Source organism: Mucilaginibacter sp. P1_A3, assembly GCF_056406855.1.
Genome location: NZ_JBFTZJ010000001.1, coordinates 476,969 through 494,417, shown reverse-complemented (window position 1 = coordinate 494,417; position 17,449 = coordinate 476,969). Strand labels below are relative to the sequence as shown.

Annotated in this window: 8 protein-coding genes; 1 reads left to right on the top strand and 7 read right to left on the bottom strand. The window is 41.2% G+C overall.

The annotated features are described in order from the left end of the window. Positions 1-101: 101 nt before the first annotated feature. The 7 genes from AC1D0K_RS02075 to proB form a co-directional block, all read right to left on the bottom strand. On the bottom strand, positions 102-5,699 hold the full coding sequence (locus AC1D0K_RS02075) for an alpha-2-macroglobulin family protein (protein WP_477398624.1): 5,598 nt from the start codon (positions 5,697-5,699) through the stop codon (positions 102-104). A gap of 219 nt (positions 5,700-5,918) precedes the next feature. Next, positions 5,919-6,323: a hypothetical protein gene (locus tag AC1D0K_RS02070; protein WP_295713190.1), complete on the bottom strand. Its 405-nt coding sequence runs from the start codon at positions 6,321-6,323 to the stop codon at positions 5,919-5,921. A 16-nt stretch (positions 6,324-6,339) separates the two neighbouring features. Next, positions 6,340-8,733 (bottom strand): type I DNA topoisomerase, encoded by a 2,394-nt coding sequence (gene topA / locus AC1D0K_RS02065; protein ID WP_477398627.1) that lies wholly within the window; start codon positions 8,731-8,733, stop codon positions 6,340-6,342. A gap of 198 nt (positions 8,734-8,931) precedes the next feature. Further along, entirely contained in the window at positions 8,932-10,020 is a 1,089-nt protein-coding gene (gene mnmA, locus AC1D0K_RS02060) for a tRNA 2-thiouridine(34) synthase MnmA (RefSeq protein ID WP_295713184.1), read from the bottom strand. A 1,069-nt stretch (positions 10,021-11,089) separates the two neighbouring features. Beyond that, complete coding sequence (locus tag AC1D0K_RS02055) at positions 11,090-11,350, bottom strand: hypothetical protein (protein ID WP_295713182.1); 261 nt, start codon at positions 11,348-11,350, stop codon at positions 11,090-11,092. A 34-nt stretch (positions 11,351-11,384) separates the two neighbouring features. Beyond that, positions 11,385-12,632: a glutamate-5-semialdehyde dehydrogenase gene (locus AC1D0K_RS02050; RefSeq protein ID WP_477399469.1), complete on the bottom strand. Its 1,248-nt coding sequence runs from the start codon at positions 12,630-12,632 to the stop codon at positions 11,385-11,387. A gap of 3 nt (positions 12,633-12,635) precedes the next feature. Beyond that, positions 12,636-13,715 carry a glutamate 5-kinase gene (proB, locus tag AC1D0K_RS02045; RefSeq protein ID WP_477399467.1) on the bottom strand — a complete coding sequence of 360 codons (1,080 nt, stop codon included), beginning with the start codon at positions 13,713-13,715 and terminating at the stop codon, positions 12,636-12,638. Between the two features lie 337 nt (positions 13,716-14,052). Here proB and AC1D0K_RS02040 point away from each other — a divergent pair, with 337 nt between their 5' ends. Further along, the gene (locus tag AC1D0K_RS02040) at positions 14,053-16,992 is read left to right on the top strand and encodes a TonB-dependent receptor (protein ID WP_477462984.1); all 2,940 of its coding nucleotides are present in this window, start codon (positions 14,053-14,055) and stop codon (positions 16,990-16,992) included. Positions 16,993-17,449: the final 457 nt, after the last annotated feature.

Below are 17,449 nucleotides of genomic sequence, written 5' to 3'. Positions count from 1 at the left end.
ATTTAATTCTTTGGGATGCTTACAAAACGGCGAAAGATTTACGAAGTTTTAGAAACTTCGTAAATCTGGACTACACAACTTGTGGTAGGGTGAAAGTTTCTCTATTTCAGCACATCAACCCATTGTCCTTTAATCAAACTATTGATCGAATTATTATACATCGCCTCGCAATATACAGCTGGTAAATAGTACTTGCCTGCGTAGGCCGCGTTTAGCATTACATAGTAGGTAACCTCACGGCCCTCTGGCAAACTGAAATAAGTGTTTACCCTATCGTCCCTGATATCACGATAATCTGAAGGCGATGATTTAAATGCCTCGTCACTATTCAGCATCCGGCTGTTCAATATTTCCCATCCCGATGGGACGATCTGGCTGAGCGCCAAATTATCATATCGGCCACGCCTGCCGGGGTTTTTAATGTTAACCTGTGCCACAAAATCGGTTCCCTGTTTTAATGAGGATGGATCTATTGGCTTACCACCAAGGGTAAAGTAGCCTACACGCATCTGTAGCACCTGTGGATCAATAAACGTTTTAACATCAAGACCAGATGATGGCTGTCCTTTTTGTATCAGCCTTACATACAGTCGGTTTGTACCCATGTTCCTGATGTTTACTTTACCTCCATTTGTAGCTAAGGAGCTTTGCCAAATGTATGATTGTGAATTGATATCAAACCTGGCAGCGTCCGACTGAAAATTGAATGTCAACTTACCTGCTGCCTTATTCTGCCCGCAATATTGGGCAATAGCTATCAGCGAATAAGCCGTTGTTTGGGTACTATACCAATCATCCTGTGAAAGCTTCGCCGCAACAGTTCTGAGCTGGCTGGCAGCCTTTGCCTGCTGGCCGAGCAGGGTAAGGGTCTCTAAGATCATAGCCTCATCCCTGAGGTCGGAACCATAGGTGCCAAACATGGTATTATAGGGTTTTATTGTGGTTGGTAAACTCGCTATCATCCCGATGCCCATCTCTGGCTGCCCGGCCAGTTTATAGGCCGCAGCTAACCGCCATTTGGCTTCGATACTGAGGTATCTAAACTCACGCAGCCGGTTCATTGCGCCTAACTCTGGTGAACGGGCCAATGCCAGCAAATACAGGCGGTAAGCCTGGTTCAGGTCATCGCCATAAAAACGCTTACTATCTGGTGCCCATGTTAAAGCTTTTTGCTTTTGATATTTTTTCCATTGCTCTATAAACCCTAAAGGCATGCTGTAACCCTTTGCCTGTGCCGCCAGCATAAAGTGGCCGGCATAATTTGTTCCCCATTCATCGGCATCGCCTCCATCCGGCCAGTAGCTTAAACCACCGCTTGCCACCTGGAAGCCGTTCAGCCGGGCAATTGTTGCTTTGATATTTCTTTCTGATTCTGCCTTTTGCTTTGGAGAAAGATCAAGCAACTGCCCCAAATACAATTGCGGGAATGCCGCCGAAGTAGTTTGCTCCACACAACCATGCGGGTAATCAATCAGGTAGTCCAACCGTTTATCTAAGTTTAGCGGTGGGATGGAGGCTACCTCCATGGTATTTTTGTTGGTGCCGCTTATACCTATTGCCTGGTAAGCTGTGCTCCATGCCTCGCCCGGTTTAAGTTCTTTCTCAATAATGCGGGTTATTGGTGGGTTAGGGTTGCGTACATTCAGTTCTACATCATAAGCAGCTGTTTCTGATCCACTTTTGGCGATGATCTTTACTTTGCCTATACCAACAAAATCTTTAACCACGAGGTCAAAAGTAGCCAGTTGGTCGCCGGTTTTAGTAAATGTGAGCGTTTGTATGTTATTACCGGCAAGGTTGCTAAACGCGTTACTTTGTACAGATACTGTAACCATTTTTATATTGGGTTCCATAGCAAAAACAGTAACAGGTAATTGCACTTTCTCTGATGGGCCAAGTACCCGCGGCAATGTGGCCAATATCATCAGCGGCTTTTTAACTGCCACAACTTTTTCGGCCACCCCATAGCTGCCATTGTGCCCTGCTACAATCATTGCCTTTACAGAGCCTACGTATTGAGGCAGTTTAAAGGGCGTGGTTTGCTTTTCGCCTGCGCCAAGATGAAAGGGCCCCATGAATTTAACAACGGGCTTAAATCGATTTACAGATACATTCTTGTTGGTGCCAAGGTTGCCATCGCCACCGATGCTTAATATCCGTTCCAGGCCGCTGCCCCAGGCACCTATTACATAATCAAACAGATCCCATGTTTTTACGCCCAAAGCTTCACGGGCATAAAAAGTATCGTGCGGATCGGGGAGTTTGTAATTGGTAATATCCAGTAAACCTTCATCTACAATGGCAATGGTATAGGTCATTTCTTTGCCCGAAGATTCGGATACCGTTATGTCTGATTGTGTTTCAGGCCTGATCTTATCTGGCATACTGATTACCGGTTTCAGGATCGTTTCGGGATTATTCACCGTAAGTGGTATTGCTCCGTACATGCGGATTGGGAGGTCATTTATTGTTTGTGAATGCCGTTGCAATAAGGTTACGTTCACAAAAACATTAGGAGCCATTTCCGGGGCGACGGTAAAGCTATATTGAGTTTGCCCTTTTTTTGTATCTATCCAGGTTGTTTTTAAAACCTTGCTACCATTTTCAAAACTGATTAAAGCACGCCCATCTGCAGCAGTAGGTATGGTTAAAGTTGCCTGTTCCCCAACCTTATAGGCTGTTTTATCCGAAGTAAATGACAACATTGCGGCCTCTGTTGGGTTACTTTGCTGCAACCTTTCTGACCAGTTTGGCCAATCTACATAAATGATCTTGCCGGTTGAGTGGCCTGTTTGCTGGTCTTTTACTTTGATAAGATAACGTCCCCAATCAGCTTTAGGAATACGCAATGTCCATTTGCCACGCCCGTTTACTAATTGAATGCTTTGGGTTTTGATGAGCTTGTTATACTTATCCTGGGTAAAATTGCTCATCTCATTCCCGGTTTGATCCCACCACCAGCGCCATTGTACTTTGTATAATTCCAACTCCACATCGCGGCTACCGCTAAAAGCATTACCATTTACATCAACATCGGCAATATCAATCTGATGATCTTTATCTGTAACCAACATACCAGAAAGTTCGCTGCCTGATGGTGTTTTTATGCCCACATAACCTTTGTAAACATTATATGGCATGGTAACCTGCTGAATGCTGAAATTACCACCTGGCTCAAATACCTTTACTAAAAAATTGGCCCTCAGTTGTCCCGGCGCCTGTTTTTCAACATTTACATTAGCATCGATATTGGCGTTGCCATCGGCACTTAGTTTACCATCAAAAACGGTTTGTGTTTGGGTATTGAAAGCCAGTGTAGGATCATCAAAAACATAATCTTTATAGTTTTTAAAGGTGGTTGTCTGCGGTGTTAAAAAAGCATCTACTTTGGCTTTAAGGTTTTGGGCGGCACCACCAAACAGCCATTGCGCACTTAATTTGCCATTTGCATTATTGCCCTTGGTGAGTTCATTTGCGCCGCCAAATGTGAGGCTTAGCTTTAGGCGGTTTGGCATAATGGTTTCTACCTTGATCTTTTTCTCAAAGGAGGCACCACCGACTTTTACTTTAGCTGTCCAGTTGCCCGTGGGCGATGAAGTTTCGGTTGCGGTATGGAAACTATAAAAATTATCCAGTGATCTTGTTTGCGTAATGCGCCTGTATAGTTTTCCGTTTGGATCTGTCAGTTCAAACTCAACAGGATGATCTGCTGGCAGGGTTTTCAGCTTATCTTCCAGCATAAAAGTCATGAATATGCTATCGCCGGGACGCCAAACGCCACGTTCGCCATAAATAAAGCCCTTTAATCCGCTTTGAATCTGCTCTCCGCTCACATTAAAACGGGAGAGGGGCAGCGAGTTGCCATCATCAAGTTTCAAATAACCGCGCTGCCTGCCTTTTTTTGCAACCAGTAAATAAGGTTTTCGTTTCAGATCAAAGCTGGCCAATCCGTCAGCGCCCGAAGTTGTTTTTAAGATCACCTGCTTTTGATAGTCGAGCAATTGTAACTCTACACCATCCATCGGTTTGGCACTCATTATATCGGTAACCGCAATTAACACGTTGTTATCATTGCCGCGTTTAGCAATTAACCCAATATTCGAAGCAATTATATTGCGGGTAGCCCAACGTTTTTTAGTGTAGTAGGATGGGGTGCACGCATTATCCCTATCCCGCCAGCTGTAGCCGTCGGGATAAAAATTGTCATATCTCGACCAAAAATCATCATCCTCATCGCTTACTTTGTTGGCGTTATTACTGTAATCTTCTCCTCCTTCGTATTCTTCGTCACCGCTGCCTTTTTTAACTGTACCGCCTAAACTGCAGTTATACAGTGAATAATCCTGCCTGAAACCGATGATCACCCTGTAAATAGCCCCCGGTTCAGTTCGGATCATCTGGTCGAGATCCAACATAAAACGGTTCTTTTTATTCAGGTTTAGTCCCTTATCTGTATCCAGGCGAATGGTTTTTTGAATAATAGGTTTACCCACCTGCCGCAACTCCTGGCCACCGTTAAAATCGTTATTCTGAAAGTACTGGGGTACGTTGCTCTCGTATATTTTAATGATACTTACATCAACAGCTTTTAAATTCACCGCCTCAAATGGCATCATCAATTTACCGGAATCGGGCAAAATAACACCTTTACCCGGGATAGTCACGTTGGGGAGACGATTCTCGAAAAACACATTGGCGCTGTAAGTTTTGGTAATTTTTTTGTGTGAGATGTTTTCTACCCCTTCATTTACAAATACACCATAATCGCCCTGTAAGCGTTCGGGTGCATATACCTTAACCGTGCTGCCATCAATGGTATAAGCAGCGTCGTTTACATTAGTAATACCAATAAGGCCATTTAATTCCTGCCCAACCATGATAGCATCTGAAAATTGTACCAGTACATATTGGTCGTTATCCTGTACAGCCCGAATATTTAATACCTTAAAATCGCCGATAGCGGGTACATCAAAATGCTGATCGCCTTTTTTATCAACGTTTAGGGCATTACCATCCCAGTTAATGGTAACAGGCGCAACCGCACCCGACTGGCGTTTTAGCCCCGTTATCTTAAATGCGTGGTTTCTTGTAGTAGCATTATGAGTCCAGCTGATTTTAACAGGCCACAAATAATTCACTGTGATGATTTTTTCAACCAATGCGGGATCCTCTGTATCTGCAGTCTGAATATTGCCTTCCAGCTTCATTTCATCAATAGAAGTACTGGTAGCGGTTTGCAATCCGTTAAATGCTACATTAAAATCGGGCTTAACCACCTGGAAGCCAAACTTAAACCTGTTAAATTTAGAGGGTACATCAATAAGTTTACCCAATTTAAATTCGGCACTATAGCTTTTATCAGGATCGAGCTTTTTATCAGGACGAAATTCAATAGTGCGGGCATCAATCCAATAAGCCTTTCCTTTTACTGATGGAGAAAAATCAAACAGGTCATTGTCTGCCACTTCATTTTGCTGATGGGTTATCTGAACTGTGCTTGCAAGCCGGATTCTTACAGTGCTTTCCCTGGAGATAACACCGGTTGTATAAGATTCGATGTACCTGCTAAAGGCAGGGTCGACTATGGTTTTTTTGCGGCCATTTGCAATAAGATAGGCTATAATTAATAGTACTGCGAGTGCAGTACCAATTGTGATCAAGCTTTTACGCTTGCGGAACCTGGTGTACCCGTTATCCATGAAATAGGTTTATTTATTGCATGAATGTATAAAATTTATAGCAACAAATAATTAATTGAAAAATATATTTAATACAAATCCAGACGTAAGATGGATTGAGGAAATACGATACAGGAGTAAGGTATAGCCTGTCATTCCCGGATGATCTTTACACACAAAAAGAGCCGGAAAATGAAATCTCCCGGCTCGTATATTATAGTTTTATCTATTAATTTGTTGTTACAATATCATCACACCTGGTTTATTGAGCACCGGTAGTTTGATGAAATTCATTTCGACAATACTTTCGGGCAGAAAAATAAATTTTTTATCGAAAATATTGGTGCCGATATAATAACTCAGCCAATACTCATTATTCAGTCCGAAGGTTTGCTCATCAATAGGTTCAATAAGCTTATAGCCTTTGCTATCAACAACCGGGATCATGTGCCTTAAAGTAGAGGTTTTTATTTGCTCTCCATTTTTTTCCCCGTAACCTTTTGAAGTGATAAGTACATTCTCGATAGGCTCATTTTTTAAGTTGATGAGATATACGTACCAGATTTTACTCTCCACGCTTTCACGCTCCAGGGCTACTGCAATGGCAATGTCTTTAACGCTGTTATCGGGGAGGTCTTTTATCATTTTTTATTTCAGATAATTACTTTTTCTTAGCTGCTACTTTTTTCTTGGCAGGAGCTTTTTTAGCAGCGGGTTTTGCAGCCGCAGCTTTACCAAACCTTCCTTTTTTTGCATCCTTAGGCATGGCATCTGCCAGGGCTTTGCATTCTTCGTAGGTTAAGGTCAATGGATCTTTATCCTTAGGGATTTTAACGTTAAGTTTGCCAAACTCTATATACGGGCCCCAACGACCGTTCAGTATTTTTACTTCTTCATCTTCGTCAAAAGCCTTAATTAATTTTTCGGCGTCTTTTTTTCGCTTTGCATTAATCAGCTCTATAGCTTGCTCTTCTGTTACATCATGCGGATCAATTTCTTTTGGTAAAGATACAAACGCACTGTTGTGGCTAATGTACGGTCCGAAGCGACCGATAGCAACCTTCATTATTTTGCCTTCATATTCACCAACAACCTTAGGTAGTTTAAACAGTTCTAAAGCTTCCTCAATGCTGATGGTTTCTATACTTTGACCTGCTCTTAAACTGGCATAAAGCGGTTTTTCTTCTTTGTTCTCTTCAGTAGCACTTTCACCAACCTGTACAAACGGGCCGTAACGGCCAATACGTACAGATATTTTTTTACCGCTCTCGGGGTGAACACCTAATTCGCGCTCGCCGGTGGCTTTATCAGCAGTTTCTATTGTGCTTTGAACGCCTTTGTGAAAAGGATCATAAAACTTGCGGATCATATCTGTCCACTCTTTTAGTCCCTGTGCAATTTCATCAAATTGCTTTTCAACACTTGCAGTAAAATTAAAGTCGACTATTTCTTTAAAATATTGTACCAGGAAATCATTTACAACAGCGCCAATATCGGTAGGGAACAATTTGCCACGCTCGGCACCGGTGTTCTCAGATTTTTGCTCTTTCGTGATCAGATCACCTTTTAAAGTCATCACCCTAAAGTTGCGTAATTTGCCTTCGCGCTCTTCCTTTACAACATAACCGCGGTTTTGTATGGTAGAAATGGTAGGGGCGTAGGTAGACGGGCGACCAATACCAAGCTCCTCGAGTTTCTTAACCAAACTTGCCTCCGTATATCGTGCCGGCGGACGGGAGAAACGTTCGGTAGCCGACATCTCCTGTAAGGCTAAGCGCTGCCCTGTGGTTAAGGGAGGAAGCATTGCATTTTCTCCGTCTTGCTGTGACTCATCCTCATCATCCTGAGATTCAAGGTAAACCTTCAGGAAGCCATCAAACTTCATTACCTCACCATTGGCCGTCAACTCATCTTTACGTGTTGATATACTGATTTTTGCAACAGTTTTCTCAAATTGCGCTTCACTCATTTGAGAAGCGATGGCACGTTTCCAGATCAGTTCATATAGGCGTTTTTCATTAGATTCGCCGGCAATGGTATGGTTATTAAAATAGGTGGGCCTTATAGCTTCGTGAGCCTCCTGGGCGCTTGCGTTCTTGGTTTTATATTTTCTTAGCTGATGGTATTTTTGGCCATAAGCTGATACTATTTCCTGTTGAGCTGCATCTAATGCGGTTTCGGATAAGTTTACCGAATCTGTACGCATATAGGTGATATAACCAGATTCATATAACCTTTGCGCAACCTGCATGGTACGTGCTACAGAATAGCCCAGTTTCCTGCTTGCTTCCTGTTGCAGGGTTGATGTAGTAAACGGCGCAGCAGGTGAACGTTTGGCTGGTTTGGTTTCCAGCGAGCGCACATCAAAATCAGCAGCTATACAATCCTGTAAAAATTTTTCAGCATCCTCCTGTTTAGAAAAACGCTCGGCAAGTTCTGCTTTAAAAGCTTCTTTACCCTTGCCAAATATGGCCACTATTTTAAAAGCGGCTTCTGATGTAAATTTATTTACCTCGCGTTCGCGGTCAACAATTAACCTTACAGCTACCGATTGCACACGGCCTGCAGAAAGTGATGGCTTAACCTTTTTCCACAGAACAGGGGAGAGTTCGAAACCCACAAGCCTGTCCAAAACACGGCGCGCCTGTTGGGCATTCACCAGGTTGTAGTCAATTTTACGCGGGGTGTCAATTGCTTTTAATATTGCAGGTTTAGTGATCTCATGAAAAACAATACGCTTGGTCGATTCATCTTTTAACCCTAAGGTTTCAAATAAATGCCATGATATGGCTTCTCCCTCGCGGTCCTCATCCGATGCAAGCCAAACCATCTCTGCTTCTTTAGCCAATTTCTTCAACTCGCTCACTACCTGTTTTTTATCGGCAGGCACCTCGTATTTTTGAGCGAAGTTATTACCTATATCTATCGCATCTTCAGACTTTACCAAATCGCGGATATGCCCGTAGCTCGACTTCACTACAAAGTCTTTACCAAGGTATCCCTCGATGGTTTTGGCTTTCGCCGGAGACTCAACTATTAGTAAATTTTTGGCCATTTAAGCAGTTATTTTTTGCAAATAAAACATAAAGAAAGCGAAACGCCAATTTGTTTTTGCTAAAAATGTTGGAAAGTTGGAATGTTTTAAGGTTGAAATGTTGCTTTGGCGAGCATATACTGTAATAAAATCGGAAGGTTAAACACCGGATGCCGCAATCGATAACATTGCAGCACTCCAACCTTAAAACATAAAGGATTACATTAAAAAACCACCGCCCAATAAATCATTACCTTCATAAAAAACGGCAGACTGACCCGGAGCTATACCAGAAACGTTATGGTGAAAATCAACCTTCATATGCTCGCCCATTTGCACAATGCTGCTTTGGGTACCGGCATCTTTATACCTGATTTTGGTGATGGCTTCAATAGGCTCGGTAATACTGGCATATTTAACCAGGTTAAGGTTTTTAACCCAGGCTTGTTTGCGTTCAAGCTCATCTGCAGTACCTAAAACAACGGTGTTTGTTTGAGGATCAATGCTGGTAACAAACATGGGGTGCCCTAAAGCAATGCCCAAACCTTTGCGCTGCCCTATGGTATAGAAGGGGTAACCCTGGTGCTTGCCTACTACGGTGCCATTAGTGAGTACAAAGTTACCACCGGCAACACGTTCTTCCAGATCTTCAACTTTGTGCCTCAGGAACGATCTGTAGTCGTTATCAGGTACAAAACATATCTCATAGCTTTCGCTTTTGCCCGCCAATTCTATTTGTCCCATATCCATAGCCATTTGCCTGATCTCGGGTTTAGAAAAACTACCCAACGGAAATTTTGTACGCGCCAGGTTTTTCTGAGATACTCCCCAAAGCACATATGACTGATCTTTGTTTTCGTCTTTACCTTTTGATATTACATAACGGCCGCTGTCCTGCAGGCGAATGTTGGCGTAATGACCTGTGGCAATAAATTCACAATCGAGCTTATCGGCACGTTTTAACAACGCCTCCCATTTTATATGGGTATTACATAATACGCATGGGTTAGGAGTACGGCCCGCCAAATATTCATCAACAAAGTTATCGATGACAAAATCACCAAACTCACTACGAATATCCAGTATATAATGTGGGAAGCCATAACCTACGGCCAGGGCACGTGCATCGTTGATACTATCCAGGCTGCAGCATCCGGTTTCTTTAGAGCTGCCACCCGATGAAGCATAGTCCCAGGTTTTCATAGTGAGGCCAATTACTTCATAGCCCTGTTCATGCAGCATTACTGCCGCTACGGAACTATCTACACCACCACTCATTGCCACCAGGATTCTGCCATGCTTACTCATAATGGGTGCAAAGATACGGTATTGTGATTTATATTGATAATGGCTTGGGTCAGGAGAGGGTAAGAATTTATTAAAGAGGTTTGTAAGCCTAAAGATTTGATGACGTGAACGGTTATTTCATCATTATCAAATTTGCAAACCCGTTATAAATGTAGTTAATTTATAGTTAATTATATCTATATATCAATGTTTTATGATGGCAATATGAAGCTTTAATTGAAGTAAATTATAATATTAGCACATTGACTTTTTTGTTTATAAAAGTATAGCCTGTTGTACAACGGGCTATACTTTTATAAACTGGATGGGTTAAGAAATCTATACGAATTAGAATCTTTAATGCAAATGACTAACTTTTTTTATTTAGCCATTGCTTAATGCGAGAGTTGATAAGTATGCCCGCCACCATAAAGGCGACTAACAGGTATACGGTCAGAATGTGGTTTGGCATTTTTAATTGGTTTATAATATTCACTAATGTAACAGCGGTGATACAATAATTCCAAATGTTTTGGAAAATATATATCTGACGTGTTTGGAATAAAAGTCAAATCCTGGTATATTTTTTATTCATAGGGCGATAATATTTTCTTATTCAGGGAAAATAAAATTTCAATAAAAAAAAGCTTTTTAATCAATGAATAAGAAAAACGCGTTTAATGGATTTTTTATAGTTTAAAATACCGGTTTTAACGTGGTGTTACGGTAACACTATTTCAATGTTAAAACATATTTTTTGCTAATTTTTTAATGAATAAATGTAGGACTGACTATTCTAAAACTTTTATTACTATTTATTAAAATAAACGTAAAAATGATGTTGCCTATTGTAACATTGAGATTACAATATAAATTTGCTTTACCCTAATTAATTTAATAGAATGATAAGCCAGTTAACATTAGAACAGAAATTGCAAGGAGTGATCTTGATGATTATTTGCTTTATTGCTGTAGCGAATTACTTAATTAAGTAACTAAGCTCATCAGGAAACAAATAAGGTGCTTTTTTGGAAGCACCTTTTTTTATGCAATAAACTTTCGGTTGGGGTTTTGACGGGAACAAAATATATTAGTTTTCTGCTGTTTTTATAATGTTGATAATTGCAAACCCTTTTTTTGTTCTAACACAAAAACATGATACATTTCGTACTCCGGTAATCGGTACGTCTTTATCATCATCTGAAAATCCAACTTCGATTAGCTTCTTTTTGTCTGATTTTGAAAAGCCCTTTATTTGGTTTGTATCTAAATTCTCTATCCACAGATCCATTGCCTGGTTAGTATCTCCCCCTTCTACTTGTGAAATATAGATACCACCTAAATAACTCATTATAAATGTATATAAGCAACGCATTGATTTAGTATTAAGAATTTCTTATTTGCCCATCGCCTTTAACAATCCATTTGTAGCTGGTAAGCTCTTCCAGGCCCATAGGGCCACGTGCATGAAGTTTTTGCGTGCTGATGCCAATTTCGGCACCCAAGCCAAACTGGGCTCCGTCTGTGAACGCGGTAGATACATTGGCGTAAACTGCAGCAGCATCAACATCATTTAAAAAGGTTGCGATGTTTTCAGCATCCTCAGATATTATAGCCTCGCTATGTTTGGAGCTGTTTATTGCAATGTATTCTAATGCTTGCTTAAAATTATCAACCGTTTTAACCGCCATCTTCATCGATAGAAATTCGGTGCCAAAATGTTCTGGCCTGGCCTTATGAAGCAGCGTTTCCGGATAATCTTTTCTTAACGCCTCGTAAGCGCGTTCATCGGCAAAAAGTTCAACTTCCTTCTCTTTAAGGATGTGGCTTAACTGCGGTAAATCATTTAATCTGTCCGCATGAATAATTAAGCAATCTAATGCATTACATACGCTAACCCGGCGTGTTTTAGCATTGGCAATGATCTCTGCACCTTTAACTAGGTCGCCAGACTCATCAAAATAGGTGTGCACAATGCCCGCACCTGTTTCAATAACTGGTACTTTACTATTATCCCTCACAAAATTTATCAGCGACTGGCTGCCGCGTGGTATCAACACATCCACAAAACCAATAGCGTTTAATAATGCGGCGGTTGCTTCACGCTCTGCCGGCAGCAAGGTAACTACGTTAGGATCTATATGGTGTTTAGCAAGTACTTTATGAATAACGGTAACTATTGCCCTGTTTGAATGATCGGCATCACTGCCGCCCTTTAAAATGCTGATGTTGCCGGTTTTAAAGCACAGCGCAAACACATCGAATGTAACATTGGGCCTTGCTTCATAAATTACGCCTACCACACCCAGCGGTACCCGATTTTTAGTAATGGACAAACCATTGGGCATGTGTGTTTCAGAAAGCTGCTTTCCCAAAGGGCTATCCAGGTTGGCCACATTGATCATATCACCGGCAATAGCTTCAATGCGGGCTGCTGTAAGTTTCAACCTGTCGTATTTTGGATCTTCCGGATCCATCAGGTCAAGGTCTTTTTGATTTTCGGCTAATATCAAATGAGTTTGAGCGATGGCTTCAGCAGCCACATCATGTAAAATCTGGTTGATGAGGGCAGGAGCAAGCGTAGCTTTCCTGCCTGCTATTAGCGCGTTTTCGAAATATTGGTTATAATTCATGTGTTAACCCTGTAAATAAAGATAATCATAATGCACCAAAGGCTTCTGATTTTTTTGGCCGATTTGCTCGCGTGTTTTGTCCGCGCCGTACTCTGCAATGCCAAGGCCAATCAGTTTATGGTTTTCATCAACCAGTTTAATAATATCACCTTTTTTAAAATCGGTTATTACCTCTGTAATTCCTATAGGTAACAAGCTGGTAGCTTTATTTGATAAGAGGGCCTTTTTAGCACCCTCATTTACCAGTACCACACCTGTGGCCGATTTTTCTGAATGGGCAATCCATTTCTTTTTGCCGGAGGCTGTTTTATTGGGAATAAAGCGCGTATGAATCACTTTGTTCTCCAGCACATCGGTAAGGATATTGTCCCTTTTACCGTTGGCTATGTGCACAGCTATACCCAACTGAGCCGTTTTTTGCGACATGGTTGACTTGGTTATCATCCCCCCACGACCAAATTGCGATTTACCGGAAGAAACAAATTCGGCAAAGTTAACCACAGAGCCTTCAACCTCCTCAATCACCGCGGATCCGGGCGCTTTTGGATCGCCATTATAAATACCATCCACATTAGTTAGAACGATTAATGCCTGCGCGTTCAGCATGGAAGCAATTAGTCCGGCCAGTTCATCATTATCTGTAAACATCAGCTCAGTTACTGATACCACATCATTTTCGTTAACAACGGGTATCACCTGGTGTTGTAACAACAGATCGAGGCAGTTTTTCATGTTAAGGTAATGCATCCTGTCCCTAAAATCTTCCTTGGTAACCAATACCTGCGAACAAAGGATTCCAAAACGCTCAAAAAGCTGAGAATAAGTATTGATGAGCTTTACCTGGCCTATGGAAGCTAAAAGCTGCCTTGCGGCAATAGCATCATATTTTTCGGAGATGGTGATCAGGCTTCTGCCTGATGCAACGGCTCCCGATGAAACCAGGATCACTTCTTTGCCTTGTTTTTTTATCGCGGCTATCTGACCAACCAAATGCTCTATACGTTGCAGGTCGGGCAAGCCATTTTCCTGGGTAAAAACATTGGAGCCGATTTTAATAATGATGCGTTGGTAATTAAAAGACATTGCTTAGTACATGTTGAGCCGCCAATATTACAAAATTGAGGTGGAACAGAGCCGGATTATTTTAAAATATATCCACTAAAATGGTAGATTTAATAGGGCTGATAATCAGATTCGGCCTTAAAAGACGAAAAAAAGAATAAAAGTCTTGGTACAAAAGAAATAATTTATATTTTTGTCGACTAATTCCATAGATTATGTATCATATTTACTTGATTAATGCCTCCAATTTGTTTAAAATGCAGCTCTCCACTATGTGTTGTTGTTGATAGTATCATCCTACATCTATTTAACATCAGATTAATCAACACATATTTTAAATTTTCGCTATTCCCTTTTCATGAAAATATTTATTAATTCATTAAAGTTCATTGTACTTTTCCTGGTTCTTGTCCCGGCCGTCGGCCACGCACAACTTAATGGCTCCTATATAATAAGTGGTATTGTAAAAGATGATCATGGCGAGCCATTAGTAGGTACAACTGTAAGCATAAAAGGAACTACAAACAAAACTTTTTCTGATAGTACCGGTAAATTTTCTTTAACTACCAGTGCTAAATTACCCTATACTTTAATTTTTACCGCAATAGGTTTTCAGCCGCAGGAGTTTTATATTAAAAATGCAAACAGTTCCGTAAATATCCAATTAGTCAGCCAATCGTTATTGATCAACGAGGTGGTGGTTACGGCTTCCCGCAAGGAAGAAAAACTACTACGCTCGCCGGTGGCTATCGAAAAGTTGAGTATCAATGCCCTGAAACAATCTCCCGGCCCAAGTTTTTATGACGCATTGGAGAACGTGAAGGGAGTACAAATGACCACCACCAGTATTACGCTGAAAGTACCTAATACACGTGGTTTTAATAGCCCAAACAACTTTAGATTCATGCAGCTGGTTGATGGTGTTGATATGCAATCGGCAACCTTAGGCGTACCGCTTGGTAATGCCATTGGCCCAACCGAGCTGGATATCGCCAGCATTGAAATTACGCCGGGTGCAGCCGCTGCCCTTTATGGCACTAACGCTATAAATGGTTTATCCAATTTATTAACCAAAGATCCTTTCAAATACCAGGGATTAAGCGTTTATCACCGCGAGGGTTTAAACCATGTTGGTAACGATCGTTTAGGGGCAAGTGCACTTAACGAAACTGCTATACGCTTTGCCAAAGCTTTTAACGATAAGTTTGCTTTTAAACTGAACGCCAGTTATCTGCAAGGCCAGGATTGGCAATCAGATACCCGCAAGGATCAGAATCCAACCAATTTAAAATCTGCAAATCCTGCTTATCCTGAATTAACCGGAACAAACAATGCAGCTTACGATGGCTGGAACAAATATGGTGATGATGCGCTTGCAGGCAGTAATACTGTTGTTGTAAAAGGCATTACCGTAGATGGCGTAGCAAGACCAGGCCTTACCGTGGCCCGTACAGGATATAATGAAGTTGACCTGGTTAACCCTAAGGTATCCAATTTAAAACTGGATGGTACATTGGCTTATAAATTAACACCCAGCACCATATTATCATACACTTATCGCTATGGCAAGATGGATGGTGTGTTTCAACGCGGTAACAAAATTTCCTTACAGGGAGCCACTGTGCAAAACCATAAAGTTGAGTTAAAAGGAAAGGAATTTTTAGTACGTGCTTATGAATCAATTGAGAATACAGGTAATTCATTCAACGTAAAACCTTTGGCAGATAACCTTGACCTGAATCATGCAAGCAACTCCGCCTGGGGTACAACTTATGGAAATGCCCTTAAAGCTTACAATGGTGGCGTTTTAACATCAGCAAACCTTGCTGCAGCTGAACAAGCTGCACGTGCAGCTGCCGATAAAGGCAGGGTAGAACCGGGTACACCTGAATTTGATGCTTTAAGAAAAACAATTATTGGTATCAATAATTGGGATATATATAATGCAAAGCTATTGCCAAATGCTCCTCTTACCGGTGGGGCCGCATTGGTACAAAAAAGCCATATGTATAACGCAGAGGCGCAATGGGATTTAACAAGTCAGGTGAAAGTTGTTGACCTGTTGGTTGGCGGCGATGTGCGTGTATATTCAATTACCCCTGATGGTAACAACTTTGTTGACTTTAGTCGTGCGATAGCTGATAGAAATACGCCGCTTGCGGATGGTAGCTTTGGTAAAGATGTGATCTACAAAAAATATGGCGCCTTTACCCAGGTAACTAAAACTTTTTTCGATGAAAAATTAAAATTATTTGGCTCGGTAAGGTGGGATTACAACCCTTATTTTAAACCTAAATTTACACCTCGTTTAGCTGCGGTTTATAGCGTGAATGAGAACCATAATTTCAGGTTTACCTTCCAGAACGGTTACAGGTTCCCATCATTGTTCGAGGCATTGTCTTATGTAAACAACGGTCGTGTTAAACGTGTGGGTAGCTTACCTTTTATTAATGAAGGATTAGGCTATTTGGGTAACAGCTATACACAATCATCTGTAGTTGCCTTTAACGCTGCTGTGAATGCAGCAGGAGGTAGCGATCAGGTTGCGTTAGCCAACAGGAACCTGTTGAAAGTAGCCGACCTGCCACCATCAAGACCAGAGCAGATCACTTCATATGAAGTGGGCTACAAGGGTATTGTGTTAGATAATAAAGTATTTATTGATATTGATGCTTATACAAATCGTTACAACGGCTTTCTTGGACAAGTACAGGTATTTGTGCCAAATGGCACACAAGTAGGCACTGATGCAGGCGTATTGTCTATGCTTGATATCAACCGCGACCCAACTACAGCTACAGCAAATAACGCTGCAAGCCAGGGCCAGAGCAGGTACCGCGTTTACACCAATGCTAAAAATATTTATAATAACTATGGCTCATCTGCCGGTATCAGCTACAATTTCTATAAAAGATATACAGTATCTGGTAACGTGAGCTTTAATAAATTGAAAGCACAATCCAAATCGGATATTTTTGTTACTGGCTTTAACACGCCCGAATGGTCTGGTAACGTATCATTTGGTAACCGCGAAGTAGCGAAAAATGTAGGCTTTAACATTGTTTACAAATGGCAAAATTCATTCCTGTGGGAAAGTCCGCTGGTAACCGGTAGTGTTCCTTCAATAGGTACATTTGATGCCCAGGTTACCTACCGCGTGCCGCAATACTATGCTACATTTAAAGCAGGAGCAAGCGATATATTTAACAAACGTTATTACCAGTATGCAGGTGGCCCAACTATTGGCGGCTTGTATTATATATCGGTTACTCTGGATGGATTGCTTGCAGGTAAATAAATAGCAGCTTTTTAATACGTTTTATATAGTTTTTTTAGAAGCGGATGAGGGAAACCTTATCCGCTTTTTGTTTTACAAGACACGTCAATATGAAGATAAAAACTCCGGGACTTTGAAGGGAAATTGACGTTAAGGAAATTTGTCAATCCTGAATAATGAAATTTCGTAAAACTATGAAGGGGAAATGACCTTTTAAAAAGTTTGTCATCCTGAGGAACGAAGGATCTATTCACAGACTGTACAGGGCGAATAAGCATGGCGAATAATAGATCCTTCACTGCGTTCAGGATGACAAAAAGTTATTTTTGCAACAACGTCATAGGTAGCAATGAAGGATCTAACCCAAACTGTATAAGGCGAAAAGTATAGCGAATAACAGATGCTTCAAATCGTTCAGGATAATAAAAAGTTTCTTCAGCAAAAAAAACAAATAAGAAGTCCCGCCTAATCCTAAAAT

What these genes read in the sequence shown, in the direction of transcription:
- topA (WP_477398627.1), bottom strand. Translation starts at nt 8,733, where the DNA reads ATGGCCAAAAATTTACTAATAGTTGAGTCTCCGGCGAAAGCCAAAACC.
- AC1D0K_RS02075 (WP_477398624.1), bottom strand. Translation starts at nt 5,699, where the DNA reads ATGGATAACGGGTACACCAGGTTCCGCAAGCGTAAAAGCTTGATCACA.
- AC1D0K_RS02050 (WP_477399469.1), bottom strand. Translation starts at nt 12,632, where the DNA reads ATGAATTATAACCAATATTTCGAAAACGCGCTAATAGCAGGCAGGAAA.
- AC1D0K_RS02040 (WP_477462984.1), top strand. Translation starts at nt 14,053, where the DNA reads ATGAAAATATTTATTAATTCATTAAAGTTCATTGTACTTTTCCTGGTT.
- proB (WP_477399467.1), bottom strand. Translation starts at nt 13,715, where the DNA reads ATGTCTTTTAATTACCAACGCATCATTATTAAAATCGGCTCCAATGTT.
- AC1D0K_RS02070 (WP_295713190.1), bottom strand. Translation starts at nt 6,323, where the DNA reads ATGATAAAAGACCTCCCCGATAACAGCGTTAAAGACATTGCCATTGCA.
- AC1D0K_RS02055 (WP_295713182.1), bottom strand. Translation starts at nt 11,350, where the DNA reads ATGAGTTATTTAGGTGGTATCTATATTTCACAAGTAGAAGGGGGAGAT.
- mnmA (WP_295713184.1), bottom strand. Translation starts at nt 10,020, where the DNA reads ATGAGTAAGCATGGCAGAATCCTGGTGGCAATGAGTGGTGGTGTAGAT.